Below are 24,247 nucleotides of genomic sequence, written 5' to 3' on the forward strand. Positions count from 1 at the left end.
TCACGAGCGGGGCTTGAGGATGATGGCGCTGTGCAGGGCGCGGCCTTCCAGTCCCTGCCAGCGGAACGGCTCCGTGGCGGCGGTCGGCCATCGCAGGTAGTGCATGCTGCCGACCACGCGGGGCATACCGGCGTGCCGGTAGGCGATCTTCGAGGAGGCGCCGCCGTCGAGGTGGTAGGCGTGGTGGGGGTCGAGGCCGTCGGCCGCGCAGAGTTCGGCGGTCTCTTGCGGGGTGGCGCCTCGGAACGTGTTCGTGTTGGGGGCGCCGTCGAGGATCTTCAGCACCAGCCGCCCGTCGTGCAGAGCGATCAACGTTCGGGCGTGCCGGGTGCTCCGGAACGGGGACTTGCCCAGGGAGGCGTCGTAGGGGGCGGTGAGCCCGTCCGCGGCGTCGGCGACGCTCGGTCCCAGGGAGATTCCCGATTCGAGAGCGTCCACTTCGTGGCCGGCGATCTCGGTGATCTCCACGGGCACACCGAGAGTCACGTCCGCCACGGGACGGTCGGCGCGCAGGATGAAGCTGCCGCTGAAGAGGTCGCTGCCGCCCCCGGGCCGGATCTGGCTCACCCGCAACCCACGCTCCCGGCTGCCGGTCACCACGTAGTCGACGGTCGAGGCGGACAGGGGGGTGACGTTGGACGGCCGGTCGACGTGGCGGAGGAAGCCGGTACGTGGGTGGTCGCGGTAGCGGATCTGGCAGTTCGCGGCGCCGTAGACGAGTAGGGGCGCGGACGGGTCCGGGGGTGTGCCGGGTTCCTTGGAGCCGATCCATCGGTAGGGCAGGCCGCCGAGGGTAAGTGTCCCGCTGGCCGGGAGGGGCTCGATCACGGGCTGACCGTCGCGCACGAGCAGCACGGGCTTTTCGGCGGTCGGCGCGCTGATCACGGTGCCGTTTCGGCAGCAGAAATCGAGGCACGGTTCGGCAGGCTGGTAGGCGGGATCGTCGGAGATGAATGCGAACGAGCCACTCACGGCCGCCAGGACGCTGCAAGTCACCAGCTCGGGCAGGTGGAAGGTGTCGGTTCGGGAGTGCACCTCGGCCCGGACGGCTTCGAGATCGAGGGTGAGCGTATGGACGTTGGTGAAGCTCCCGGCGCCCAGGTCCACACACCGGCTACGTAGGTGGGCGCCGGGCGCGAGCGGGAGGTCCCGGTCGGTGACGCGGACCGCGAAGGCGCGCTGATCCCGGGCCAGGGCCTGGACATCCGGAACGTCGTAGCCGTGGGCGCGAAGCATCCGGATCGCTTCTTGGTCTTCGTCGCTGCGAGCAAGTGCGGTGGGCGTCGTCATGCGGGAACCGTCCCTGGCTGGGCGGCGCGGACGAGGTCCTGGAGAGTGAGCGTCCCGTGGTCGAGCAGGGTGCGCGTCCGCCCGCGGTAACGGTCGGCGAGCGCGGCCGGTTGACCGAGCGAGTAGGGGACGATGCCGTCGCCGAGGCGGTAGAGGACGACGCCAGCGGCCACGGTGGCGGCCAGCACTGCGTCCTGCCGCCTGAGGGTCCGCTTGCCCTGGTAGCCCATGAGCAGCGCCGTGACCAGAGCGGGAAGTTCGTGCGGGCGGGTGAGGTGGTGGATCAGCAGGTGTCCGGCGAAGTAGCCGAGGTCGTAGAGCGGCCAGCCGTGATGGGCGTTGTCGAGGTCGCACAGGCCGATCTGCGCGTCGGTGATGCTGATGTTCTTCGGCGCCAGGTCCCCCAGGACGAGCTGGCGTTCGGAGCGGCCAGCCATCTCCGCACAGGCTGCGTCCAGAACGGGGTGACCCAGGGAGCGGAGGGCGAAGTCCCGCTGATAGGCGGGGAATCGCGAGTCGAGGTTCTGCCGTTGGGGTGCGCGTGCGTCGCGGGTGGCCTGGTGGACGCGGCGCAGCGTGCGGCCCAGGCGTGCCACTTCGGCGGCGGTGGCGGATCGCTCGATCAGGTGCTGGTGGTAGGTACGGCCGTCGGGGAACACGTCGCTGAGCACCATCGCGCGCGTGTCGTCGTGGAAGGCGAGAACGCGCGGGAAGACGCCGGGCGCTGCGGCGTGGTAGAGCTCCAGCAACCGGCGCTCGTCGCCGATGAGCGCCGGGTCGGCGCGCAGGGACGGGATGCGGGCGAAGTGTTCCCGGCGGATCTTGATGATCACGCGGTCGGCGGGGCCGCGTACGGAGAAGACGTGGGCGACGTTGCCTCCGCTGACCCGCTTGGTCACGAGGGGAACGCCCGTGTGAGGGCGGCAGTCGGCGAGCACGCGGGGCAGGGCCGGGCCCAGGAGCTCAGCCAGGGACGGCAGGGGCACCGTGGTTGAGGCGATCACCGCACGATCACCTCCCGGGCCCGGACCGGTGCGGGGATCGCGGCGAGCGTCGGCGTCAGACTCAACGTGGCCTCGGGCGAGGCGCCGCTCCACCGGTGGGCCATCGACAGGTAGGTGCCGGCCATCAAGGCGGCGGCCGTTCGGTGGGTGGTGAGGTCGGAGCGCATTTGGTGACGACTGCGCCGCCCGTTGAGGTAGAGGAGGAACTCGCTCACGCTGCGCCGCCGCGAGGACTGCTGGGTCGGCGCCGCGATCCGGCCGTCCACGGTGGTGAGGGCGTCGTGGTCGAGGCGTGTGTACGGCTTCCAGCCGGGCCGGAAGCGGTCGTTTCGGAAGACGTGCACCTCAACGTGCCGGTCCCCACCGGTCGCGTACCGGTCGCCAGCGCAGGAGTCGTCCTCCAGGGTCTGCAGGGAGTGCAGGTGCAGTGCCTGGAAGGGGCCTTGCTGGATGATGTGCGTCTCCTGCCGTACGCGGCCGTTGCCCTTGTAGAGCGCGGCGGCGGGGGCGAGATTCCCTCGCTGGGAGAAGCCGTTGTGGAACAGGTTGAGGGTGCCGAGGGTGAGGGTGCGTCCGGCCCTGGTGAAGGCCAGGGAGATGCTCGCGTCCACTTCGCCGAAGCCGTGCAGCCCGGTGTGCAGCTCGGCCTCGGTGTACCGGTTGCGGGCGGCGAAGCCGTCGAAGAGCCGCTCGTAGTCGTCGACGCCGAGCTGCGCCAGGAGGTCGACCGGCCGGGTGACCTCGGTATGGACGCGCACGGCGTCGGCGATCTTGCCGCTGGCGTCACCCGCGGCCAGCAGCCACGGGATGATGTCGAAGAAGTGGTAGCCGCTGTGGGCGCACTTGCCGTAGCCGCGGTCGTAGCCGTGGTAGTCGAGGTCGAGCAGTTCGTCCGGCAGGCGCCACTGGCCGTCGCTGTGGAAGGACTGCACGGAGGTGACCGGGCATCCGGTCGCCTCGGCGACCTCGGCGATGAGGTCGCGCAGCTGCCAGAACGCCGGATGGTAGCGGCGCTGGGACTGCACGCTCACCACGACGTCCGGACGGTGCCGGCGAGCGAGCTCGTAGCGGGCGAGGAGGTCGTCCACGTCGGTGAGGATCGCGCCAGCCTGCGCGGGGTCGGTGGAGGCGCTCGGGCGCACTCCCAGCGGCTTGTCCAGCAGGACGCTCAGGCCCCGCTCGAGCGCCCAGCGGGCGTAGACCATGTGTAAGGCGGGTTCGGTGGCCACCACCACCGCGTCGATGCCGCGACGGACCACGAGGCCGTCCAGGGTCTGGCGTACGGCGTCCGGCAGCGTCTGTTCTCCAGCGGGGAACGGCACGATGGGGGTCACCGGCAGGTCGCGCGGTCCGTCGTCGCTGTCGAAGACGGTCAGGACGCTGGCGGCGCCGAGGACGTCCACCCCGCAGACCGTGCCGACCAGGCCGTCGCGCTGTCCGGCGGCCAGGGCGGGCAGATGGGAGCGGCGGGCGTGCGGACCGACGCCGATCACCAGCACGTTCTTCATGTCCTCTCCTCCCACTTCCGCATGCGGGGGCGGTGGGGCGCGGGCCTCATCGGCGTATCTCCGGCGCGAGCCCGCGGCGGCGCAGCTCGGGCAGGATGCCTTCGCCGACCATGTACGCCTCCTCCAGGTGCGGGAAGCCGGACAGGATGAACTCGTCGATGCCCAGGCCCGCGTACTCGGCGATCCGGTCGGCGACCTCGGTGTGGCTGCCGACCAGCGCCGTTCCGGCGCCGCCGCGCAGCAGCCCCACCCCAGCCCAGACGTTGGGGTAGATCTCCAGGTCGGACGGGGTCCAAGAGCCGTCGCGGAACCGTGCGTGCAGGGCGCTCATCCGTGCCTGGCCGGTCGACTCGCTGGCCGCCAGCAGGCCCTGCACCCGCTCGACGTGAGCGGGGTCGAGACCGACGAGGAGGCGCTCGGCCGCGGCCCAGGCTTCGGCGCTACTGTCGCGGGTCACGACGTGGAAGCGGATACCGAACCGCACCTGTCGGCCGCAGTGATGGGCGAGTTCGCGTATCCAGGAGATCTTCTTGGCAACCTGGTCGGGCGGCTCGCCCCAGGTGAGGTAGGTGTCCGTGTGACGGGCCGCAACGGGCCCGGCCTCCGGCGAGGACCCGCCGAAGTACAGGCGCGGCAGCGGGTCGGGCAGAGCGAGAACCGTCGCACCGACGACGTCGTAGTGCTTGCCCTTGAAGGTGAACGGCTCGCCGCTCCAGGCGCCGCGCAGTACGGTGAGGAACTCGTCCGTGCGCGCGTAGCGGTCGGCTTTGGTCAGATGGTCACCGAAGCGGGCATGCTCGTCCCGTTCACCCCCGGTGACGACGTTCAGCAGCAGCCGCCCGGCGGACAGGCGCTGGAAGGTGGTGGCCTGCTGCGCGGCCAGGGTGGGCGAGATCAGGCCAGGGCGGAAGGCGACCAGGAACTGCAGTTGCTCGGTCTCCCGCGCGAGCGCGGCGCACGTCAGCCAGGCGTCCTCGCACCATGTCCCGGTCGGGGTGAGGACGGTGTCGAAGCCGACCGTCTCGGCGGCCTGGGCGATCTGTGTCAGGTAGCCGATCGTCGGGGCCCGGAACCGGTCGGCCGTGACGCGGGCCGGTCCGTCATCGGCGGCCTCGGGGCCGTGTGTACCTCGGGTGCCGACGGTCAGGGACCGGCCGTCGCTGGCGGTGGGCAGGAACCAGTGGAAACGCATTTCGCGCACACTCCAGAGTCGAGAGGATGAGGTGAGGGGGTCAGTCGGAGGTGAAGTCGCCGGTGGCGCGGGCCCGCAGCCGTCCGTAGAGCTCTTCGCCGAGTTCGATGCGTCCGGCGTGCCGGGCGCGCGCCGCGCGGTCCTTGCCCGCCTGGCCGGGCAGGCGTACAGTCCCGCCCTCGCACGTCGCCGCTTGCCGGATCGTCTCGACCAGTTGGGTGTTGGCTGCCAGGTGGCTGTCGCCCTGGTCAACGAAGGTGGGGTTGAGGGCGATGAATGTGTAGCCGGTGGTCCAGGTGGAGTCCACGCCGTCGCTCATGGGGAAGCCGAAGAGCGAGCCGGTGAGGATCTGGATGAGCAGGGAGAGAGCGAAGCCGCGGTGTTCGCCGAAGACCATCGCCGCACGGGCTGCGTCGGGGTCCTCGGTGAACGCGCCGTGCTCGTCGACGAAGCAGTCCCGGGGCAGCGGGGAGCCGGAGCGCCGTGCCTCCCAGAGCACGCCCATGGGGGCCAGCGTGGTCGACATGTCCGCGCTGACCGTGCCGTCGTTGGTCGGGAAGGCGAAGGTGACCGGGTTGACGCCGAGGAAGGGGGTCTGGGCGTCATGCACCGTGGCTTCCGGGCGGGAGGTGTTCGCGACCAGGCCGACCAGGCCGCGCTCGGCGAGCTGCTCACTCCACGGCGCGAGGATGCCGTACCGCTGGGTATTGATCATGCCGACGATGCCCACGCCGTGTCGGCGTGCCTTGCGGGCAGCGAGGCGGACGGCGAAGTCGGCGCTGAGCGGACCGATTTCACGCTGACCGTCCACGACCGCCATGGCGCCGCGCTCATGCTTGATGCGGGGTGGGCCGATGCGCTGGGAGAAGAACTGCGACTCGAAGACGAACTTGGCCACACCGTGCGACGGCTTTCCCCGCAGCTCGCCGTCGAGGTAGTGCTCGACGACGCGGCCGATCCCGTCGCCGGGGACGCCGGCCAGGGTGCAGGCGGCCGTCATGAGCGCGTGGACGTCGTCGATATCGACGTCCAGGCGGGCAGCTCTTGCTGGGCCGGGCCGGGCCGAAGCAGGACTATTCCTCTCGGCGGGCCGCACGCAGGGATGTAAGGGGTGGTCGGGGCCGCTCTCGTGGACAGGTATCACGCGCGTCTCCGTACGTGGTGGTGGGCGGGAAGGCGGCCGGGCCCCGGGCGGCGATCCGTGGCACCCGGGGCGGGCGGGGCAGGCGCGTCAGCGGGGGGCGCGCACCATGTGTTCCAGGACAGTGCGACCCCGGTCGATGAGGACGGTGTCCGCCTTGGTTAGGCCGGTGTTGAGGTAGGAGACACCCAGGCGGGCGGTGAGCAGCACGAGCGCGCGCTGCTCGGATGACGACAGCAGTCGGCCGTATCCGGCCAGGAAGGCGTCGCGCAGGTCGGGGCGGGTGGGCCACGCGGCGCCGCACAACCACACGAGGTCTTCGATCGCGACTCCCGGCGCGGACTCCTCGAAGTCGATCAGGCTGTGGTGCCCCGGCGCCGCGTCCCACAGCCAGTTGCGGGGGGAGTAGTCGCCGTGCCGGTAGGCCAGTGGGAGGCTCTGGGCGAGGTGGGGCAGGCCGCAGGCCGCGTCCCGGACCAGGTCCTGCTCGGCAGGGGAGAGCTGATCGCCGATCCGTTCCAAGATCATGGCGGCCTCGTCGGCCTGCATGTTCACCGACGCCATGATGCGCTGGAGCTCGAGGTCGCTGATCAGCTCCGGGGCGTCGTGCCAGCGGCGCAGCAGATTGCCGGCGAGCCGGTGAACATGCTGTTCCTCGGTCCTTTCCAGGGGCAGTCCCCGTACGACGCGGCCCGGAAGCGCGGACAGGACGACCGCCGACCGATCCGGATCACTGGCCAGCAAGTGCGGCGCCTCGTCCGGGGCGAGCGCCTGCGTCGCATGCTCGCACCCCAGTACCTCCCGCTCGTACTTCTCGGTGGAGGGGTACAGCTTGACGAAGATCTCACCGAGGTCCGCACATACGCGCCAGACCCTGGAGTCCCCGCGCGGCCAGGAGGCATCTGTCACGGTGGCGGTGTCCATGCCAGGGACGTGACGGGTGACCCACTGGTGCAGGCCCGGGGGGAGAGAGGCGGCGTGTGTCATAGGGCTGGCTCTTTCACTAGGTACGAAGGAGGGCATGGTGCGCATTGCGGGCGGCCACTCGGGCAGGTGTCGAATCTATTCAGCGGCCGTGCCCGGCGCGTGGGCATCCGGCACGCGCGGCGGGCCCCGGATCGTGTCCGCTCGCTGCCCGGGTCGCCCGGTGTGTGTCGGCGTTGTCATCTCGCTGCTCCCGCTCCAGTGGTCAACTCGCCGTGTTCCAGGCGTTGAAGGAAGGCGCTCGCCCGAGGCTCGGCGGCCCACGGTGCAAGGGCCCTGGCCACGTCTTCGAGATACTTCCGAGCCCGGGTCGACTCCACCCGCTGCAGCAGGACCAGGGCCCGGTTGCCGTAGTCGAGCGCTTGATCGAGATCGCGTGCCTGGCAAGCGGCGGTGGCCGCGACGGCCATGCGCAGGCCCACGGCGCGCGTCTGGTGGACGTCGGACAGTTCCCCCGCTTGCCGGTTCCAGCCGAGGGCGGCCTTGGGTTTGCACAGGTCGCGGAAGATCTCGGTGGCGTCCGCTGCCAGTCGGCCGTGAGTGACGTAGGAGAGCCGCTCGGAGTCCTGGGACCCGGGGTGGATCTTGTCGAGCCAGGATTCGGCCCGGCTCAGCGCGGTGGTTGCCCCGGTCGCGTCTCCCATACGGCCCAGAGCGCGCGCCTCAGCCAGCTTGGCGAAGGCCAGGACCCGGCGGGAAGCGTGGCGGCGGCCGCGGTGGAAGGCCCCCTGGGCCATGTCGAGAGCCTGGTCCGGCGCGCCCTCCAGGATGGTGTGCAGGGCCATGGTGGTCAGGACGTAGGTGCCCATCTCGATGTCGCCGCCGGCGCGGGCCAGGCGCAGGGCCTGCACGAAGTGCTGCTGGGCGGACGCGCTGCGCCCGCTGTCGAACGCCGCCCAGGCAGCGACGCGGGACAGTTCCGAGGTGATGGAGAACAGCTCGCGCGCAATGGCCTCGCAGTGTCGGACTTCGAGTAGCGGCAGGGCGCGTTCGTTCAGGCAACGCCGGACTGAGCTGATCCACCAGTTGCCGCCTCCGAATTGAGCGTCCCAGAGGCGGGCTTGCTCGGCCGCGTCCTGGAGCTCCTTAAGATCCTCCGCGCCAATCAGCCGTTCGGCGTCACTGCTGTTCTTCTCGGCAGAGTCCGCTGCGTCCGCGGAGTCGGCGGGCACGGCGAGCCATCGAGTGACGGGCAGCACGTAGCCAGCCGCGGCGAACGCGCCGCCCGGCCCGTCGGCGGCGCTCCAGTGGGCGCGTGCGCCCTTGATGGCTTCCTCGCGGTCGCGAGGGAAGTCCCAGCCGCGCGGTGCCGCGTCGGGGGCTACTCCCATGCCGATCTCCTCCACCGTGACCGTTCTACCGATCCGTTCGGTCAACGCGGTGGCGATGTACTGGGGCACGGGGCCCTTGGGTGTTGCTCCGGCGAGCCACCGAGCGACACTGCTGTGCTTGTACGCCGTGGTGATTCCATCCCGCTCGGCCAGCTGGTTGACACGGAAGGCGAGACCCTTGTGACTCATCCCGTGCCCGTTAAGGAGCACAGCGAGCGCCGCGTTCGGCGTTCTGGGACGACTGCCGGTCATCGAGCCTCCATGTTGGGGGAAATTGAGGGTGCCGCGAGTGCTCCGGGGCGGGATCGGCGGGGCCGGCTCCGGCCCCTGTGTGCGGCGGGGCGGTCTGGGCAGTACACAACGGTCAGAAGTACTCAGGCATCCACGGTTCGCGGTCGGCCGTGGCGCGTACGAGCTCCCCCACCGCGCGGGGCTCGCCGTGAACGCCGTCGAGGAGAGCTGCGGCCGGTGTGCGGTAGCCACCCGCGTACCAGTGGGCGAACTGGCGGGGAGTGAGAGCGAGCTCGTGCCGCTCGCCGGGGTAGTGCGTCAGGTCTCCGGCGCCGGACGTGATGCGCAGGAGCAGGGGCGCAGACGGGCTGTCGTCATCGGCGCGCAGGGTGAGCGGGAGGGTGAGGTCGATGTCCTCGGGCCAGCCGCGGCGGCGCACTGCCTCGGCGGGGTCGAGGATGCGCAGCATCCAGGGGTGCCAGGAGGTGGCGGCGGCCGCCCCGGCGCGGCGCAGATGGTTCTGCAGCAGCGGGCCGGGCGGCAGGGCGGTGCGCTGGAACATGACGGTCGGAATGCGGCTGTGGTGGCGTCCGAGGAAGCCGAGCATGGCCGTGGCCGCCTCGCCGGTCGCCGCCCAGAAGTCATGGACGACCAGGCGGCGGCCGTCGGCGCGGTCCAGGTCGAAGGCGATCGCGAGCAGCCCGTCCGAGGCCCGGCCGGGCAGGGCGAAGCGGTAGTGCGTCATGCCGGGGTGTTCGGCCTGCTGCCACTCCGGCCACCAGGAGGGCCGCTGCCACGGCCCGTTCCAGTCCCCGGCGAGCTTCTGCTGCCGCTCCCGGTCCCGGTCGTCGGCGCCGTGGACGATGTCGAAGCCGCAGCCGTCGGTGATGCCGCGCAGCTCCTCGGTGGGAACCGTCCAAGAGTAGACCTGACTCGGCGCGGCCCAGCCCATGCGGTGCCCGTACCCGGTGGAGGCGGTCCATGCCGTCGCCAGGACGGCATCCTGCTCCTTCAGAGGCCGCAGCCTCTCCTCGAGCAGCGTCGACCACAACCGGCTGCCCCGGGCTTCGGGGGCGATGCAGCCGCCCGCCAGGCAGGCGCCCGGGACCGGCCTGCCGCCGAAGAACAGGGGGACCGCGAGAGCCAGGCCGCCGCCGATGACGCGGCCGTCGCGCACGGCCACCCGGGCGTCCGCGTGCTCGCGCAGCCGGGCGACGTCCTCCACCCGGTGCCCGTAGCTGCGCAGCGTCAGGTCCTGATACTCCTGCCACAGCGCGTCGTCGGCTTCGACGACGACCATCGGTGTGCTGCCCGGCATCGGTACTCCCTTCTTCAGTAGGCGGTGGCGGTACGGACCGCCGTCGCGTCGGCGGGGACGAGGAAGGCACGGCTGAGGGTGATGACGCGCTGGTCGAACTGGTTGAAGGCGGTGGTGCGGACCGTGACGACGCCCTGGTCAGGGCGGCTCGCCGAGGGACGGGCCGAGAGGATCTCGGTCTCGGCGCGCAGGGTGTCTCCGACATGCACGGGCTGTTCGAAGCGCACGTCGTCCAAGGCAAGGTTGGCGGTGGTCAGGCCGCTGGTGGAGCGGACGCTCACGCCGATGACCAGGCCCAGCGTGACGACTCCGCACACCAAGGGCCGCTCCCTGCCCGTCCGTTCGCAGAACTGCACGTCGGAGTGGACGGGGGCCACGTTGCCGGTCAGCGCCAAGGTCATGGCGTGATCGGTGTCCGTGACGGTCCGGGCCGGACGGTGCTCGATGGTCTGGCCGACGAGGGCGCCGAACTCCTCCAAGCCGCGGCCGACCACCTCACGCAGCCGGCCCTCGCCGACGGCCCGGTAGCCCTGCACCATGGTCGTCTCTTTCACTGGATGCCTCCGTGGCTGGGTTCGGTACGGCTCCCGGCCCGGTCGAGCACGGCGCGGGCCGCTACGACGAGCGGAGGTCCCACCATCTGGCCGCCGGACCGGACCAGCTGGCCGCCGGACCGGCCAGCGGCGCTCACGACCGCCTGGGCCTGCGCCACCTCTTCGTCGGTGGGGCAGAACGCCGCCCGGATGAGGGGGAGTTGGTCGGGGTGCACGGCGCCTTTGCCGGTGAACCCCAGATCTCGGGCCTCCTGCGCGTCGCGCCGCAGGCCCTCCGGGTTCCCGAGGTCGAAGTACGGCGAGTCGATCGACGGGATGCCGTGGGCGGCGGCCGCCGCGGCGATGGACGAGCGTGCCCACCACAGGGCACTGCTGGTGCGGCGGCACCCGCTGGCGGCCGCGTAGTCGGCCGCCCCGAAGACGACACCGCCCAGCACCGGCGAGGCGAAGATGTCGTCGAGGCGAAGCAGCGCACGGGGCGTCTCGATCAAGGCGCAGACACGCACGCCCGTCGCCGTCTCCTTCAGGACCTGGGCCACCAGCTCCAACTCGCGGGCGGACTCCACCTTCGGCACAAGCAGGACGACGTCGTGCAGACCAGCGTCGGCAACCGCCACCAGGTCCTTCAGCCCGTGTACGGTGCCCGGCGCATTCACGCGCAGCCCGAGCACCGTCGCGCCGTGCACCGGTGCGGCGCCGAGATGGGCCACGGCCGCCGTACGGGCGGTGTCCTTGCCATACGGCGGGACGGAGTCCTCCAGGTCCAGCAGGGCGACGTCGGGCTCCGCGCGCAGCGCCGCTTCCAGCCGGCCGTCCGAGGGCGGCGTGATCAGCCAGGTTCCGCCGGGGCCGGTACGGGGCGTGGTCATGGCCGTCACCTACCGGCGAGGTGCTTGTCGACCAGCTGGTCGAGGGCGCCCACGGTCGTGACCGATGCGAGCCGGTCCTCGCCGATGGTGACGCCGTGCTCGGCCAGCAGCAGGTCCAGCTCGGCGATCGCCAGCGAGTCGAGACCGGCGTCCTCCAGGCTCGCCTCCGGGCGCAAAGACTGCTCGCCCACCTGCAGATGGCCGGTCAGGATGTCTTTCAGCATCGGGTTCACCGGGCTGCCTCCAATCGGTGTGAAGGGTCCGGCCGGTCGGCCACGCAGGGCACGTCCGGCCAGGTGAGGGTGGTGGCGCCCCAGGTCAGGCCCGCACCGAACGCGGCCAGCAGGACCCGGTGCCCGGGGCGCAGCGCGCCGTCGCACGCCGCGTGGGCGAGGGCGAAGAGGATCGACGCGGCGCTGGTGTTGCCCAGGTGGGCGATGTCCCCCAGCACACGCCCCCCGTCGAAGTGGAGCCGGCGGCCGACGGCCTCGGTGATACGGGAGTTGGCCTGGTGGGGCACGAACCGGTCGACGTCGCCGAGGCTCCACCCGGCCGCAGCCGCGGCCTGTTCGGCGGCCTGAGACATGCGGGTGACCGCGTGCTGGAACACCTCCCGGCCGCGCATGCGCATGAACTGTCCGTGCGGAACGACCAGGGCGTCCGCGTGCCGACCGTCGGCGCCCAGAATCACCGGTCCCACCGCGCCCGGCTCACCCACCTGCCCGCGGCGCACCACGAGCGCGGCGGCTCCGTCCCCGAACAGCGCGGCCGTCGTGCGGTCGTCCGGGTCGGTCAGGTGCGACAACCGATCGACCGTGATGACCAGCGCCCGCTGCGCCGCGCCGTCGGCGACGAATCCCCTCGCGACCTGGAGGGCGTAGGACAGGCCGGTGCACGCGGCAGCGATGTCGAAGGCGGCGATCCCGTGCAGGCCCAGGCGCGCGGCCACTTCCGGCGCCGTGCCCGGCATCCGGTGGTCGGGGGTCGCGGTCGCCAGGATCACCACGTCGACGGTTTCGGTCCCCGAGGACTTCAGCGCGGCCGCGGCCGCCCGGACGGCGAGATCGGCCGTCGAGGTGCCCGCGCTCGCGCGCCGCCTCTCGACGATCCCGGTCCGGGTGAGAATCCAGTCGTCGGCCACGCCCAAGCGCGCGGAGATCGCCGCGTTGGGGACTCGGAGCTCCGCCTGCGCGGTGCCCAGACCGCACAGCACAGCAGCGGGGGGATGCTGCCCGCCGCTGGCGGCGAGCGCGGTCACGACGCCACCTTGAGGCCGCGGACGACCTCGTCGATCAGGTCCTCCTGCCCGGCCACGACCTGGCGCCGTCCCAGTTCGGCGAAGACCTCCAGGGGGTCAACGCCCGCGGCCCCGGCGGCCGCCAGCACGCGCGGCTTGAAACCGGAGAACACCCCGGCCAGACCCGAGGCCAGGCTCACCGAGTCGATGACCGGCGGCCCGGCTATCAGCCGGTCATGGGCGACGTCCGCCGCGCGCAGCAGCGCCGGCAGGTCGATGCCGATCTCGTGCCCCGACCGGTGCAGCACGGCGACGAGAACCTCGAGGGACGTGTTGCCCGCGCCCGCCCCGAAGCCGCGCGCGCACGCGTCGATGACGCGGGCCCCGGCCTCGACGGCGGCGATCGAGTTCGCCACGGCCATGGACAGGTTGTTGTGCCCGTGGAAGATCACCGGCACGTCCACCGCGGCGACGATGGCCCCGATGCGCTCGGTCACATCGGCGGGCAGGTAGTGCCCGGCCGAATCCATGATCCCTACCGCCTGCGCCCCGTACTCCGCAGCCCGCCGGCACTCCTCGGCGAGCCGCGCGGCACCGGTCATGTGACTCATCAGGAGCACGGCCTGCGCCTCCAGGCCCAACTCCCGCGTGATACCCAGATGGCGGCGCAACACATTGGCCTCGGTGCAGTGCGCGGCGATCCGCACCACGTCCGCGCCGCAGGCGGCGGCCTGGCGGATGTCCGCACCGGTTCCCCAGCCGGGGACCATGAACACGCCCATCCGACTGGTGCCCGTCAGCACCTCGCGGACGGTCTCCAGCATCGTGACGTCGTCCAGACGCGCGTACCCGATCTGGCGTGAGGACGCGCCGAGCCCGTTGCCGTGCCCGACCTCGACCACCGGCACACCGGCCGCGCTCGCGGCCAGGGCGTACGCCCGCAACTGCGGCACGTCGAGCTGGTGCTGCACCGCGTGCTGCCCGTCGCGGAGCGTCGCATCGTGGACGGTCAACTGCGAGATGTGGCTGCTAACCACGGTGTCCCACCTCCCGGGAGCGCGCGTAGCGCTCGGCCAGCGTCACGGCGGCGGCGTTGATGATCTCCACGTTCCCGGCGTAGGACGGCAACCGCCCTCCCCGGGCAGTGACCGTGACGGTCGCCCGCACCAGGTCATCGACTACGGACAGCGCACTCACCTGGTAGCCGGGGGCGTATTGGCGCACGGCGACGGCCGCGGCCTCGACCGCGTCGCTCAGCGCGCGGGTCTGGATGCCGTACGCGCACGCGGTGATCTGCGCGCGGAAGGCCGGTGCGGGCAGGGCCGGGCTGATGGTGGCCATCACCTTCGCCCGCGTCGCGCCGGTCAGCCGCTGTACCGCGTAGCCGGTGGTGGCGAGGTACTCGTCGAGGTTGTCCCGCGTGGCAGGACCCACGCTGGCCGAGGCCACGGTGGTGACCACCTCGACGTCCTCGACCCGCGTGCTGTTCCTGGCCACCGCGTCCAGCACCGGGAGTACGGCCTGCCCGCCGCAGCTCACCAGGCTCAGATGACGGTCGGACTCCGCCCGGACGGCGTTGACCGTCGGGGTGAGCATGCTGCCGCCGCTGCTCGGCGTGAGATCCACCAGCAGCACGTCGGCCGAGGCGAGCGCGGCCCAGTGGGCGGGGTGCGCCTCGGCCGAACTCGCGTCGAAGACCACGTCGACGCCCGCACGGACCACCGCCGTGATGCCTTCGGTAGAGACTTCACAGCCCAGTTGGGCGGCGCGGCGCAGCGCGCTGGCGCTGCTCTGCCGACTGGCCACGAGTTCGCAGCTCAGCACGGGCGAGGCGTTCAGGCGCTCGGCCAGATCGAGGCCGAGCATGCCAGCGCCGATCACGGCCGCCTTCAGACGGGGCGCGGCGGTCACACGGTCGGTGGTGGAATCGTGGGACGCGCGCGGGGCGATGGCGCTATGCGACATGGAGCACCGCCTGCGGAAGACGGGGAGAGCCGACCGCCACGGTCTGCCCGGCGCCCAGCGGGAGGCTGGCGTGCACGGCTCCGGCCAGCACGACGTCACCGGCCCGCAGTCCCGTTCCGAAGGAGGCCAGCCGGTGCACCAGCCAAGCCACAGAGCGGATCGGGTCGCCCAGGATCGCCCGGCCGAACCCGGAGGCCGCCACGGCACCGTCCACCGTGAGGGTCAGATGCTCCCCGCCCAACTCCGGCACCAGCCCAGGCACGGCCGCGCCGAGGACGAACCGCCCGCAGGCCGCGTTGTCCGCCACGCTGTCGGCGAGCGCCAACCCCTCGAATCCGTACCGGCTGTCGATGACCTCCAGGGCGAGGAACGTGTCCGCAACCGCGTCTCGGATCGCCTTCTCGCCCACGCAGGCGCCGGACAGGTCCGCCCCCAGCCGGAAGGCGAGCTCACCCTCGACGCGCGGCGCCACCAGGTCGCCGATCCGCAACTCGCGGTCCTGTGCAACGGCCATGTAGTCAAGCAGGAGCCCGGAGTCGGGCTGGTCGATGCCGAACTGCTCCTGTATGGCCGCCGAGGTGAGCCCCACCTTGTGTCCGACCACGCGCGCACCGTCTGCAACGCGAAGCGCCGCCCCGTGCCACTGGATCCGGTAGGCGTCGTTCAGCGAGATCTTGGGCTGACGGTGGCTCAGCAAGGACACCGGCTGCCGCGTCGTCTCCGCGCTGCGCAGACGTTGGGCCTCCGCGTGCTCCCACAGCCACACCCGACCCTCCATGAGGTGAAGGCCGGCCGATCCAGGCCGCGAGTGCGACTCTGCGGAGATGAGGAGCGCCTCGAGGAGCCCCGGCTCGTTATCGGTTCTCATTCGTGCAACTCCCTGCTATAGGGCGGGTATACATCGCCGACGGATCCACATCCCACCGCGTGGCCCCACTCGTGGGCAGGGCTCGTGAAGGGGCCTACGGATCGCGATGGGGCTCGCGGCAGACACGGCGGGGATGGCAGGCGAACGTCTTCCCGTGAGTGTGAGGCGGCTCCCTGAACCTGTCTTACAAGACGCAGTGCAGAAGGGTGCGCTACCTGTAGGTGCCTGGTGCTGTGGTGGCGCAGCCGTGCCCGCAGTACAGCCCAACGACGAGATCAGCACCAGCACCAGCGGTCCCTAGGTGTCATCTCTCTGTCATCACTTTGCGGGGATTCCCAGCATCGCGCTGCTCCAGCGTGCTGTGATAGCCACGTGGACGAGCTGATTGGGCATCCGCTGACCTACGCCCGAAGACTCAAGGACTTATCGCAGGCAGGCCTGGCGCTTCAGATGAAGTACCACGCCAAGCGCCGACGAGTCCCCTGCGGCGCCACCCGACAGCGGGTTTCCTTGTGGGAACAGTGGCGAGGCCGCCCCAACGGTCGGTCACAGATGCTGATCGGGGATGCCCTTGACGTGCCCGAAGGACTCGTAGGCGCCTACGACTGGCCGCTGTGGTTACCCGGATACGAGACGCTGTCACCTCTGGGAACCGGGTTGACCATCACCGTCCTGAGAGAGGCCATCGACATGGATCTGGACCGTCGTACCTTCATGTCCCACACAGCCGCGGCCCTGACAGCCAGCGCCCATCAGTGGGCCACCACGAGCCCGGTCCCTATCGTTCGGGCGGGACGGAGTCGCGCAGTCGATCCCGACGTCCTTGATTGGATCGAGTCAACAGCTCAGCGACTCAACAGCTTGGCCACCGCCCAGCGCCAGAACATCGCCCACATTCTCGTCGGCTTCTACCAGGACGTGGTGGACCTTCTGGAAAACGCCACCTACAGCGACAGGGATGAGGTTCGCCTCTACACCCTCGCCGCAACCCTCGCCCAGACCATCGCGTGGCACCGATTCGACCATCAACACCACACCGCCGCCACCACCTACTGGAACGCTGCTCTCCACTCCGCCCACCAGGCCAAAGCCACCGATTTGGGTGCCGGCATCATCGCAGACATCGCGTACCAGAGTGTCTGGCTCGACCAGCCCGCAACCGCCGTGGACAGCCTCACTAACGCTCTCACCCGTGCCACCGACCCCACTGCACGCTCACTGCTCCACCTCCGCCGAGCCCGAGCCCACGCCATGCTCGGCACCCCCCACGCCCGCGCCTGCTACCGCGACCTTGCCGCCGCCGAGCATCACCTCACCACAGCCACAGCTGACCCACCCCCCTGGTGCGCCTGGATGATTCCCGCAGACATTGCGGTGGACACCGGCCGTTGCCTCAGCCTCCTGGACCAACCGCGGCAGGCCGACCACCAGATCACCCAAGGCATCGCCCTCCTTCCCGAGAGACGCACCAAAACCAAAGCGATCTTCTACGCCTACCAGGCGGACAACCTGCTCAGCCAAGGTGACGTGGACCAAGCTGCTGTTACCGCCCGCCAAGCCGTCCAGCTCGCTCAGCCCCTAGGTGCGTCACGATGCATCCAACAAATCAGCGACCTCATCCCCCGATTCATCCCTCACACCAAGATCAGCGCTGTTGAACACCTCCTGCATGACCTCGCGCCACACACGTAGAGTGCTCGCCCAATGCATCGGTCATGGGCAGTCGGGCGGTGATCGTTTTGACGCCCGTGTCCTGGTCCCTGACCATGTGGAGACTCCCGCCACACCCATTCGCCAGGTTCTGGACGATGCGCAGTCCCAGCCCCAGGCCGAGGCTTCCGTCCCCCTCCTGGCGATGCGGAGCCGCAGCCTGAAGGGGGACAGGGACGTAGGGGTGCGTGTCCGAGACGGCCAGCACCAGCACACCCTTCTCGGTTCGCAGGGAGATCGATGCCTCCGGCGATCGCACGGCAGCGTGTCGCACGACGTTGGTCACCAGCTCGGAGACCACCAGCAAAGCGACGTCGATGAATTCCGGGGCCGCCTCCCATTCCCTCAGCACGTTACGCACCGCGTGCCGGGCCAGCGGAACGAATCGAGCGACGGATGGCACTTGGAGATCATGGCAGCGTTCAGTGTCAGTGAGCATGACGATCCTCTCTCCCCGGGACGGCTCAACGCCCAGGGAGGGGAACTGTAAGGCCAGAATCACCCGTTGGTGTTCACCGCTGTGAACTCTGCGGAAGAAAGTTCTGTGCGCGCGGCCGTCTGAACCAGCCTGCGCCGATTCTCTACCTGGCGGCGGAGCTTCCTTACGCGGGGTATCAGCTGGTCAGAGAGGTAGGGCCATCCGGTCGGCCAGCGCGAGGAGACGGCGCGCCTGGCCCGCCGGGAGCTGACGATCGACCAGAGCGCCGACGGCATCACGCACAAGCGCGTTGGCATGCACCCGCTGCGGGGCGATCTTCTCGGCGGTCAGCAGCTCGGCAACGGCCTGGGATTCACGGCCCCGCAGACGGACCAGGGACCGGCCGAGGTCCACGTGGAAAGCTGCTTGGCGGCCCGGTGCTTTGTCCAGGGTCTCGGGATGCACTCCGTCCTGGGCGCGAACGGCGTCCTCGTACATGCCGAGATCGCAATTCAGGCTCACCCGGTGGATACCGACGTTGGTCGGACCGAAGTTGAGATGCCAGTCCTGAGTTTCCCCAGTGTGCTCCGCCAGTCTCGCCGCCTCCGCCAGATGAGCATGGACGTCATCCGCCCGGTCCTCGCCCGGACGCAGTTTGTCCACCGTGATGGATGTGGCCGAGATCAGGTGCAGCTCCCCGAGCAGCGCGTGAGCCGCGGGGGTGATCAGGTGCTGCTCCAAGAGGTTGACCGCGGCGGTGGCCTGCGCCAAGGCCTGAGAGGGGCTGCCAGCGCCCAGCAGGACGTGGGTACGCCAGAACCCGGACAATGCCGTGTGCACCGGATCATCGATCTCGGCGATGACCTCGGCTGCTCGGGTGACGGCGATGAAAGCAAGATCGATGTACCCGAGGTATTTCAGGAGCAGAGTGCAGGCAGGGTGGTAGGTGGCCGCCAGTAGTTTCAGGGCCTTCTGACGTTGCGTTCCCCTCCGGGCATCGGCTGCCGCGTGGAGATCGACTAACAAGCCGGGCAGACGCGACGCCACCTCTCCGTACTCGGCCGCGTGGTAGAGCCGGTTCGTCTCGGCTACCCGGGTGGCCAACGGCGCCAGCGCGTCGGCAGGCGACTGTCGGCCCGGGGGCGCAGCGGGGCTCATGCCCATCAGCGCGAGACGCAAGGTTGGGATCGTCTCATGAGCGGCAGAGGTACCCGAACCGCTCGATAGGAAGGGCTGGCCCAACAGTTCGGTGGGCGTTAGCCCCACTGCTCCGGCAATGGCAATGATGTGGCTGGATCGGTCGAGCAGCCGCTGACCGTTTTCGACCATCGATATGAAGCCGGCCGACACTCCGGCGAACTCTGCCAACTGCCGCACGCTCAACCTCGCGTGCTGGCGCGCGTCTCGCACCCGTGTACCGATCCGCTCGGCACGCTGCTCGTCCACCGCCGACCTCATTTCCATCGCTGTTGGAACAGCGTAGGACCGACTACAGGTCCATGACACTGGCTATGCGAAGTGCTGGAAGGTCAGTGCAGACCTGCGAGAGCGGCGATGCGCCGGAGAGTTGCGGCATCCTCCGCTGTGGCCCGGGCGGGCAGGACGCTGAGGAGCTCGCGGGCGACCGGGCTCAGCCGTACCCGCAGAGGCGACAGGGAATGCGCGGCCACCAGATGTGCGCTGGCTTGACTGATTCGCCCTTGGCGGGCCGTGGCGGTCGCGGCGACAACACGGGCGTCTACGTGCTCAGCACCGACCATCGTGCGGAAGTCCACCGCACCAGCGTGAGCGGCCGCTTCATCTGCGGCGCCGACTTCCAGCGCGATAACAACCCTTGCGCTGGCCGCCGCCGCCATCTGGCGGTCATTCTGGGCCCGCGCGGCAGCAGTGGCGATGTGCTGCTCGGCTCGGTCGCGCCGACCGGCCACCGCGTGAGCGACTGCGGCCAGCAGCAGCTCCGGGTTGCTCCCGTGTCCCTCCTCGCCCCTCCTGGCCCGATTCAGGGCGTGGTCGGGAAACCCTAGATCGAGGAGCAACCGCATCTCTTCAATGAGGACTGCACGCACACCGCGTTCCGGCCCCACCTGGTGCAGGAGCATCCACACCAGATCCCGATAACCGACCCGCCGCAGCAGACCTGCGGCCACCGCATACACCTGTGCCCGCAGTCGGGCAGTCGGCTCTCGACCGGTCACGGAGGCGGCGACCGTCTGATCGGCCAGCGCCAACAGCCCCGGGAGCGCCAGCCCGAGCCCATACTCGTCACCTGCTTCCTCAGCGGTGAGAGCGGCTTCGGTGCGTGCTTCAAGGTCACCGAGCGTTCCAGCCGAGCCCTCCTGGCCAAGGGAAACCTGGATCAGGTGACGCCGTACGTGGGAGGCGACCGCACGAACAACGTGATGCTCCCTGTCGGAAGGGCGGTAGGGCTGACCGGTCAGTTCGGTGAGATCGAGCCGCATCGCTTGGGCAAGAGCTGCCACCAGGCTGCGGCGATCGGCCCAATCCTCACCAGTCTCCAGGGCAAGAAGCTGCTGGCGACTCAGACCCACCTGGTCGGCAAAAGCGGACGCAGCGACGTTCTGCCGTCGACGCCACCTGGCCAGCCGGCGGCCTATCGGGCCTATGGCCCGATCCTCACGGTGTACTTCGTCTCTCACCAGGTCTACTCGCCTACTCCTCGCATACGCCGATGAGGATCAGCCACCAGGCGTACGTCGCGTGTACTTCCTACCTGCAACGCAGGACATCCTCGCGCCACAGGGTAGTCATTCCCTTTCCGAGTTCACGTCCACCGCACTCTGAAGAGCGATCGCCACCCGCGATACATGGCCCAGTCGGTGACGTAGAGACCAGGCGAACGGGTGCCCGCGCCCTGGCGAGGGGCGACGTTCACGGTGCGAGGTAGATAGCAAGAAGGTCACCGGCGCCGTGCGTGAGGGCGGCGCGTCAGGCCCTGCCAGCAGGCGGGGTGTCCAGTCGATGTGTGCGGCGACCCATCCGGCCAGGCCGTGTTCATCGCTCGCCGCAGGCAGGTCGGGATCGCAGACCAGTCGAGGAACTGACGTTCTTCTCGCGCACGGTCGCACACGCAACGACCTGGAGCCCCGCATAGTACCTGCTTCTGAACTCCGTATCAGCAGGTCAAAGGGTGCCAGACCTGAATGGGAACGCTGGAAAAGTGTTCGGGGAACGGTCACCGTGATCGTGCCCCGAACGGGAACAGCTGAGGTCCCTTTCACTAAGAGGTTCAGCAGGGGGAGAAACTAGGAGGTTTGGTCGCGTCGTAGGTCGATGTCCCGTCTCGCCGGATGTTCTCGCTGTCTCAGGTGAGCTTGTTGGATTCGCTGCTGGTCTCGGCGAACGTTGTCGTTGCCGCGTTGGGGTACGCCAGCGGTCTCATGTGATGTTCTCCGTCGGGTAGGTGCGTCTCAGGTCGTGTTGTCGCTGATCTTCGCTTTTCTCACGTGGTCTTCGCTCTCTCGGGCGGTTTGAGCCCGTATTGCTGGCGGCCGGTGCCTGCCGGCGGGTTTTGCTCGGATCAGTTCTGCGTGATCGATCCGGAGGCTGGGTGGTGGATGTCGGAAGGCTGGGGCAGGCCGCGTTCGAGGTGGGGTACGTCGATGACGATTGCGTACGCCGTCGCGAGCCGTTGTCGGTCTGCTGGACGTTGAGGTTCGAGCGGTTGTCGCCGGTGCGTACGATCAAGTCCTATCGAGGGCAGATGTCCGTGACGCGTGACTACTGGGTGGCTACGACGGCCGGGCAGTTGTCATGCGAGTCACACCTGGAACGGCACCACGCGATGATGATGGACTTCGATCCGCAGGTCACGGATCTGGCCGGTCAGCCGTTCCGGCTGTTCTGGCCCGGCCGACGAGGCCCTCGGGGACACGTCCCGGACTTCATTGCCCGGCTCAATGACGGCGGCGGCCTGGTCGTGGACGTGCGTCCGGACGATCGGATCGAGCCGGACGGCACAAAAGACGTTGGTAGGTTCTTCAGAACCGCACCAAGAGTTCAGTCCGCTCGTCGCGACGTGCGGGCGCGGAGGGAAGAGGAGGACCCGTGAGCCACGCACACGGCCCCCTGCCGCAATGGGACATTATCGGCGGGTACGGCAGTGGGACTTACGAGGCCGAGGGCTCGAACGGCATCGTCTGGCGACTGTGGCTGGTCGAGCGGCCCGTCGACGGTGACCCGCTAGCTCCTGGGTACCGTCTGGCGCCCCGCGACAACCTGATCAGCGCCACGTTCATCAGCGGAGAGCATGGCCTGTACCACGCGCTGGACCAGGCAGGGATGCGGATCGCGGCTGACGCCGTCCGAGCCGATCCGGACGGCGCCTTGCGACAGCTCGGGCTCGATGGCCAGTGATGCGCGACGGCACTCGGCACCGCGGCGAGGACCGCGCGAGCCCGATCTTCGAACTGTGCCAGCTCGCCCAGAACTACCTGCAGCGCAACGAGCACTGACCGCGCCGCCGGGGCGGCAAACGGCCCGGCGGGCTCCTGCCCCGGCCCGGCAGCCGGGTTCCCCCCTTCCCTCCCACCCGAGAGAGAGGTACATGAGCGACGACACCACCCGGGCCCTGCTCCCGGCCGTCCCCGAGCCCCCGCCGCACCGCTGGTCCCCACCGGCGGCGCGGCGCCCGCGCACCGCCCCCGGGGCGAGCAGGTGTGGACCACCGCCGACTACCAGCTCACCGAGGCCACCAGGCGATGCTCTCGGCGCCCGTCCGATACTGGGTGGCTGGAGAGCGGGCCGCGAAGGGGCGGGCGGTGACGCTGACCCTGCGGGCGTGATGTGAAGCCCGACAGACCGGAGCTGCTCCTCGTGTAGGAATCTCCAACACAGGAGTTGTCAGAGAGACCTCTTGTAGCTACGGTTTCTTGTGTAGGAAATTCCTACACAAGAAACACAGGGGGCTTCATGGCTGGCACGTCCGTGACCGAGGACGACCTTCGGGAGTTGGGACTGGACCTGTCCGAGGTCGAGGACATCACCGCTATTGCCGACTCCCACGCCTGCCTTGGCAATCTCGCCACGCAGACGCGGGACCTCAACGTCGCCGTCGTCCCCGTCGGCGATCGATGGTTGCACTTCAGTTGCGGCGAGAATCTCGTCCTCTACGACACGTCAGAGGAGGCCAACGCCGCAATGGCCCGGGACATCGCAGACACCATCGAGCTGGTGGTCGATCCTGATTCCCCGGATTGCCACGACGTGCATGAACGCCTCGACGACACCGACGACTCCGTCACCGTATGCGGAGTCGGATCCACGAGCGACGGCTACGACCATGATCTGGTCCTGACCGTGTGGCGCCACAACGGCACCCCCGGCTGGGACTCTCACACCAGCTACGAGTCCGCCCTTCAATCCGCCCTGTACGAGGCCAACCGCATCGCCGAACGTGTCGGCAGCGCCACGGCAGCGCCCCTGGTACAGGCCGTCGAAATCAGCATCTTCGAGGCCGCGATGGACGATGACGGCGGCAGCGTACCCGACGACTACGAGCGTCACATGGCAATCTCCGACGACGGGGAGACGCATTTCCTGGTCGAAGTGGGCGGCCTGTGGACGCACGCGAACGATGGCTACCCCAACGCCATCAGCTGGAAGGAGACCCGTGCCGACGCAGCCCGGAACCTCCTCAACGCCGTCGGCATCAAGAATCTGATCTTGAAAGAGGGCTACAACTGGGTCTCTCCCGATGAACAGGATCGCATCTGTGTCATCGAGCAAGAGGGCAGCTACGCCCTGGTGTGGGTGCTTGGCGACACCGCTGGGCTTGAACCCTGCGACCTCGACCTGGACGACGAGGGCTTGGCCGAAGCCAGTGCCCGAGCTGCCCGAATCCTGCGCGACCACCAGGAATACCAGGAAGCAAACCGCACCACCGAGCTGTCCAGAACGGAGCAGATCAACGCCGACGCCATGCGCCGACGCGTGCTCCTCGACCAAGTGGAAGCCGTGGAGACTGCCCTGGGCGACAATATCCGCCGGGGCCATCACGAGAACTTGATCGGCCGATACCGGCCATCCGGGATCTCCTGGAAGTCCCTCACCAACTCCCTCGGAGAGGACCGCGTGAAGGTCTATGAGATCCGCGACGGCAAGTTCTGGCCCAAGGACTGCACGGTTGTCTATGACCTGGTCACCGACTACCACGGGACAGCGGGCGTACAGGTCGGACCGGACTTCGACTACCTGCCCCCACAAGTAGAGGACAAGTTCGCCAAGCATGGATACGGCCCCGATGAACCGGGCCTGTGGATCCTGGTCTCCCCTGAAGGCGCCGTGGAGACGAACTCACCGGAACCGGCAGCCTCTGTCACCATCGGCATCCCCAGTGACCAGATGCGCGCCCTGCACCGCGCGATCGACGCCCAAAACATGTAGGTGCAAACGACGCGCCGTTCCCCGATGCACAGCGGGGCAGGACCATCTAGGCGTCGCCGACCTGACCGGATGCGGCGGCCTGCTGCCGCCTGCCGATCCACCCACGAGCAGCAGACGCCGGAAGCGGTGGCCGCAGGTTCGTCGGAGCACCGAGCGGCATGCTGTCCTGCGGCCAGTCGCGGTCGCCTTGGTGCAGATGCGTCGCCGGAGGTCGGCAGTGCCCCT

22 protein-coding genes are annotated in these 24,247 nt (G+C 69.5%); 4 read left to right on the forward strand and 18 right to left on the reverse strand.

Annotation, left to right across the window (positions count from 1 at the left end):
• The 15 genes from EEJ42_RS15625 to EEJ42_RS15695 form a co-directional block, all read right to left on the reverse strand.
• Window positions 1-1,290, reverse strand: a complete 1,290-nt coding sequence (locus EEJ42_RS15625; RefSeq protein ID WP_123100540.1) for a phosphodiester glycosidase family protein — start codon at window positions 1,288-1,290, stop codon at window positions 1-3.
• The gene (locus EEJ42_RS15630) at window positions 1,287-2,294 is read right to left on the reverse strand and encodes a phosphotransferase (protein WP_184503104.1); all 1,008 of its coding nucleotides are present in this window, start codon (window positions 2,292-2,294) and stop codon (window positions 1,287-1,289) included. Before EEJ42_RS15630 ends, EEJ42_RS15625 begins: the two co-directional genes overlap by 4 nt.
• Complete coding sequence (locus tag EEJ42_RS15635) at window positions 2,291-3,802, reverse strand: Gfo/Idh/MocA family oxidoreductase (RefSeq protein WP_123100542.1); 1,512 nt, start codon at window positions 3,800-3,802, stop codon at window positions 2,291-2,293. The genes EEJ42_RS15630 and EEJ42_RS15635 overlap by 4 nt, the downstream gene beginning before the upstream one ends.
• Window positions 3,803-3,848: 46 nt before the next feature.
• The gene (locus EEJ42_RS15640; protein ID WP_123100543.1) at window positions 3,849-4,994 is read right to left on the reverse strand and encodes an LLM class flavin-dependent oxidoreductase; all 1,146 of its coding nucleotides are present in this window, start codon (window positions 4,992-4,994) and stop codon (window positions 3,849-3,851) included.
• 40 nt (window positions 4,995-5,034) lie between these two features.
• The gene (locus EEJ42_RS15645) at window positions 5,035-6,138 is read right to left on the reverse strand and encodes an Ldh family oxidoreductase (protein WP_342778294.1); all 1,104 of its coding nucleotides are present in this window, start codon (window positions 6,136-6,138) and stop codon (window positions 5,035-5,037) included.
• An 87-nt stretch (window positions 6,139-6,225) separates the two neighbouring features.
• Entirely contained in the window at window positions 6,226-7,059 is an 834-nt protein-coding gene (locus EEJ42_RS15650; protein WP_246096751.1) for an aminoglycoside phosphotransferase family protein, read from the reverse strand.
• 239 nt (window positions 7,060-7,298) lie between these two features.
• Complete coding sequence (locus EEJ42_RS15655; RefSeq protein ID WP_123100546.1) at window positions 7,299-8,702, reverse strand: NsdA family TPR-like regulatory protein; 1,404 nt, start codon at window positions 8,700-8,702, stop codon at window positions 7,299-7,301.
• A gap of 112 nt (window positions 8,703-8,814) precedes the next feature.
• Window positions 8,815-9,999 (reverse strand): GNAT family N-acetyltransferase, encoded by a 1,185-nt coding sequence (locus tag EEJ42_RS15660; protein WP_123100547.1) that lies wholly within the window; start codon window positions 9,997-9,999, stop codon window positions 8,815-8,817.
• Between the two features lie 14 nt (window positions 10,000-10,013).
• Complete coding sequence (locus EEJ42_RS15665; RefSeq protein ID WP_246096753.1) at window positions 10,014-10,553, reverse strand: MaoC family dehydratase; 540 nt, start codon at window positions 10,551-10,553, stop codon at window positions 10,014-10,016.
• Window positions 10,550-11,422, reverse strand: a complete 873-nt coding sequence (locus tag EEJ42_RS15670) for an HpcH/HpaI aldolase/citrate lyase family protein (protein WP_123100548.1) — start codon at window positions 11,420-11,422, stop codon at window positions 10,550-10,552. The genes EEJ42_RS15665 and EEJ42_RS15670 overlap by 4 nt, the downstream gene beginning before the upstream one ends.
• Before the next feature lie 5 nt (window positions 11,423-11,427).
• Window positions 11,428-11,646, reverse strand: a complete 219-nt coding sequence (locus EEJ42_RS15675) for an acyl carrier protein (protein ID WP_246096754.1) — start codon at window positions 11,644-11,646, stop codon at window positions 11,428-11,430.
• 5 nt (window positions 11,647-11,651) lie between these two features.
• Entirely contained in the window at window positions 11,652-12,680 is a 1,029-nt protein-coding gene (locus tag EEJ42_RS15680) for a beta-ketoacyl-ACP synthase 3 (protein WP_123100550.1), read from the reverse strand.
• Window positions 12,677-13,681, reverse strand: coding sequence for a 4-hydroxy-2-oxovalerate aldolase (dmpG, locus tag EEJ42_RS15685; RefSeq protein ID WP_184503108.1), 1,005 nt, complete (start codon window positions 13,679-13,681; stop codon window positions 12,677-12,679). The genes EEJ42_RS15680 and dmpG overlap by 4 nt, the downstream gene beginning before the upstream one ends.
• 7 nt (window positions 13,682-13,688) lie before the next feature.
• Entirely contained in the window at window positions 13,689-14,624 is a 936-nt protein-coding gene (locus EEJ42_RS15690) for an acetaldehyde dehydrogenase (protein WP_246096756.1), read from the reverse strand.
• Entirely contained in the window at window positions 14,614-15,402 is a 789-nt protein-coding gene (locus tag EEJ42_RS15695; RefSeq protein ID WP_123100567.1) for a 2-keto-4-pentenoate hydratase, read from the reverse strand. The genes EEJ42_RS15690 and EEJ42_RS15695 overlap by 11 nt, the downstream gene beginning before the upstream one ends.
• A gap of 462 nt (window positions 15,403-15,864) precedes the next feature.
• Between EEJ42_RS15695 and EEJ42_RS15700 the strand changes: the two genes are divergently transcribed.
• Window positions 15,865-17,184 (forward strand): NsdA family TPR-like regulatory protein, encoded by a 1,320-nt coding sequence (locus tag EEJ42_RS15700; RefSeq protein ID WP_148081961.1) that lies wholly within the window; start codon window positions 15,865-15,867, stop codon window positions 17,182-17,184.
• On the opposite strand, the gene EEJ42_RS15705 is transcribed toward EEJ42_RS15700, so the two are convergent.
• From EEJ42_RS15705 to EEJ42_RS15715, 3 genes are all read right to left on the reverse strand, one after another.
• The gene (locus EEJ42_RS15705) at window positions 17,138-17,641 is read right to left on the reverse strand and encodes an ATP-binding protein (protein ID WP_148081962.1); all 504 of its coding nucleotides are present in this window, start codon (window positions 17,639-17,641) and stop codon (window positions 17,138-17,140) included. The two genes, EEJ42_RS15700 and EEJ42_RS15705, sit on opposite strands and share 47 nt — an antisense overlap.
• Window positions 17,642-17,824: 183 nt before the next feature.
• Window positions 17,825-19,066: a helix-turn-helix domain-containing protein gene (locus EEJ42_RS15710; RefSeq protein WP_123100568.1), complete on the reverse strand. Its 1,242-nt coding sequence runs from the start codon at window positions 19,064-19,066 to the stop codon at window positions 17,825-17,827.
• 83 nt (window positions 19,067-19,149) lie between these two features.
• Complete coding sequence (locus EEJ42_RS15715) at window positions 19,150-20,277, reverse strand: DNA-binding protein (RefSeq protein WP_123100554.1); 1,128 nt, start codon at window positions 20,275-20,277, stop codon at window positions 19,150-19,152.
• Between the two features lie 911 nt (window positions 20,278-21,188).
• Here EEJ42_RS15715 and EEJ42_RS15720 point away from each other — a divergent pair.
• From EEJ42_RS15720 to EEJ42_RS15730, 3 genes are all read left to right on the forward strand, one after another.
• Window positions 21,189-21,689 carry a TnsA-like heteromeric transposase endonuclease subunit gene (locus EEJ42_RS15720; RefSeq protein ID WP_184503105.1) on the forward strand — a complete coding sequence of 167 codons (501 nt, stop codon included), beginning with the start codon at window positions 21,189-21,191 and terminating at the stop codon, window positions 21,687-21,689.
• Entirely contained in the window at window positions 21,686-21,994 is a 309-nt protein-coding gene (locus tag EEJ42_RS15725; protein ID WP_123100556.1) for a hypothetical protein, read from the forward strand. The genes EEJ42_RS15720 and EEJ42_RS15725 overlap by 4 nt, the downstream gene beginning before the upstream one ends.
• A 570-nt stretch (window positions 21,995-22,564) precedes the next feature.
• The gene (locus tag EEJ42_RS15730; RefSeq protein ID WP_148081963.1) at window positions 22,565-24,022 is read left to right on the forward strand and encodes a hypothetical protein; all 1,458 of its coding nucleotides are present in this window, start codon (window positions 22,565-22,567) and stop codon (window positions 24,020-24,022) included.
• Window positions 24,023-24,247 lie beyond the last annotated feature (225 nt).

Source organism: Streptomyces botrytidirepellens (assembly GCF_003721215.1).
In the GTDB taxonomy this organism is placed as follows: domain Bacteria; phylum Actinomycetota; class Actinomycetes; order Streptomycetales; family Streptomycetaceae; genus Streptomyces; species Streptomyces himastatinicus.

Coding starts and splice junctions, on each gene's coding strand:
- EEJ42_RS15690 (WP_246096756.1), bottom strand. CDS start 14,624: ATGTCGCATAGCGCCATCGCCCCGCGCGCGTCCCACGATTCCACCACC.
- EEJ42_RS15705 (WP_148081962.1), bottom strand. CDS start 17,641: ATGCTCACTGACACTGAACGCTGCCATGATCTCCAAGTGCCATCCGTC.
- EEJ42_RS15670 (WP_123100548.1), bottom strand. CDS start 11,422: ATGACCACGCCCCGTACCGGCCCCGGCGGAACCTGGCTGATCACGCCG.
- EEJ42_RS15655 (WP_123100546.1), bottom strand. CDS start 8,702: ATGACCGGCAGTCGTCCCAGAACGCCGAACGCGGCGCTCGCTGTGCTC.
- EEJ42_RS15650 (WP_246096751.1), bottom strand. CDS start 7,059: ATGGACACCGCCACCGTGACAGATGCCTCCTGGCCGCGCGGGGACTCC.
- EEJ42_RS15635 (WP_123100542.1), bottom strand. CDS start 3,802: ATGAAGAACGTGCTGGTGATCGGCGTCGGTCCGCACGCCCGCCGCTCC.
- EEJ42_RS15660 (WP_123100547.1), bottom strand. CDS start 9,999: ATGCCGGGCAGCACACCGATGGTCGTCGTCGAAGCCGACGACGCGCTG.
- EEJ42_RS15625 (WP_123100540.1), bottom strand. CDS start 1,290: ATGACGACGCCCACCGCACTTGCTCGCAGCGACGAAGACCAAGAAGCG.
- EEJ42_RS15640 (WP_123100543.1), bottom strand. CDS start 4,994: ATGCGTTTCCACTGGTTCCTGCCCACCGCCAGCGACGGCCGGTCCCTG.
- EEJ42_RS15675 (WP_246096754.1), bottom strand. CDS start 11,646: ATGCTGAAAGACATCCTGACCGGCCATCTGCAGGTGGGCGAGCAGTCT.
- EEJ42_RS15695 (WP_123100567.1), bottom strand. CDS start 15,402: ATGGAGGGTCGGGTGTGGCTGTGGGAGCACGCGGAGGCCCAACGTCTG.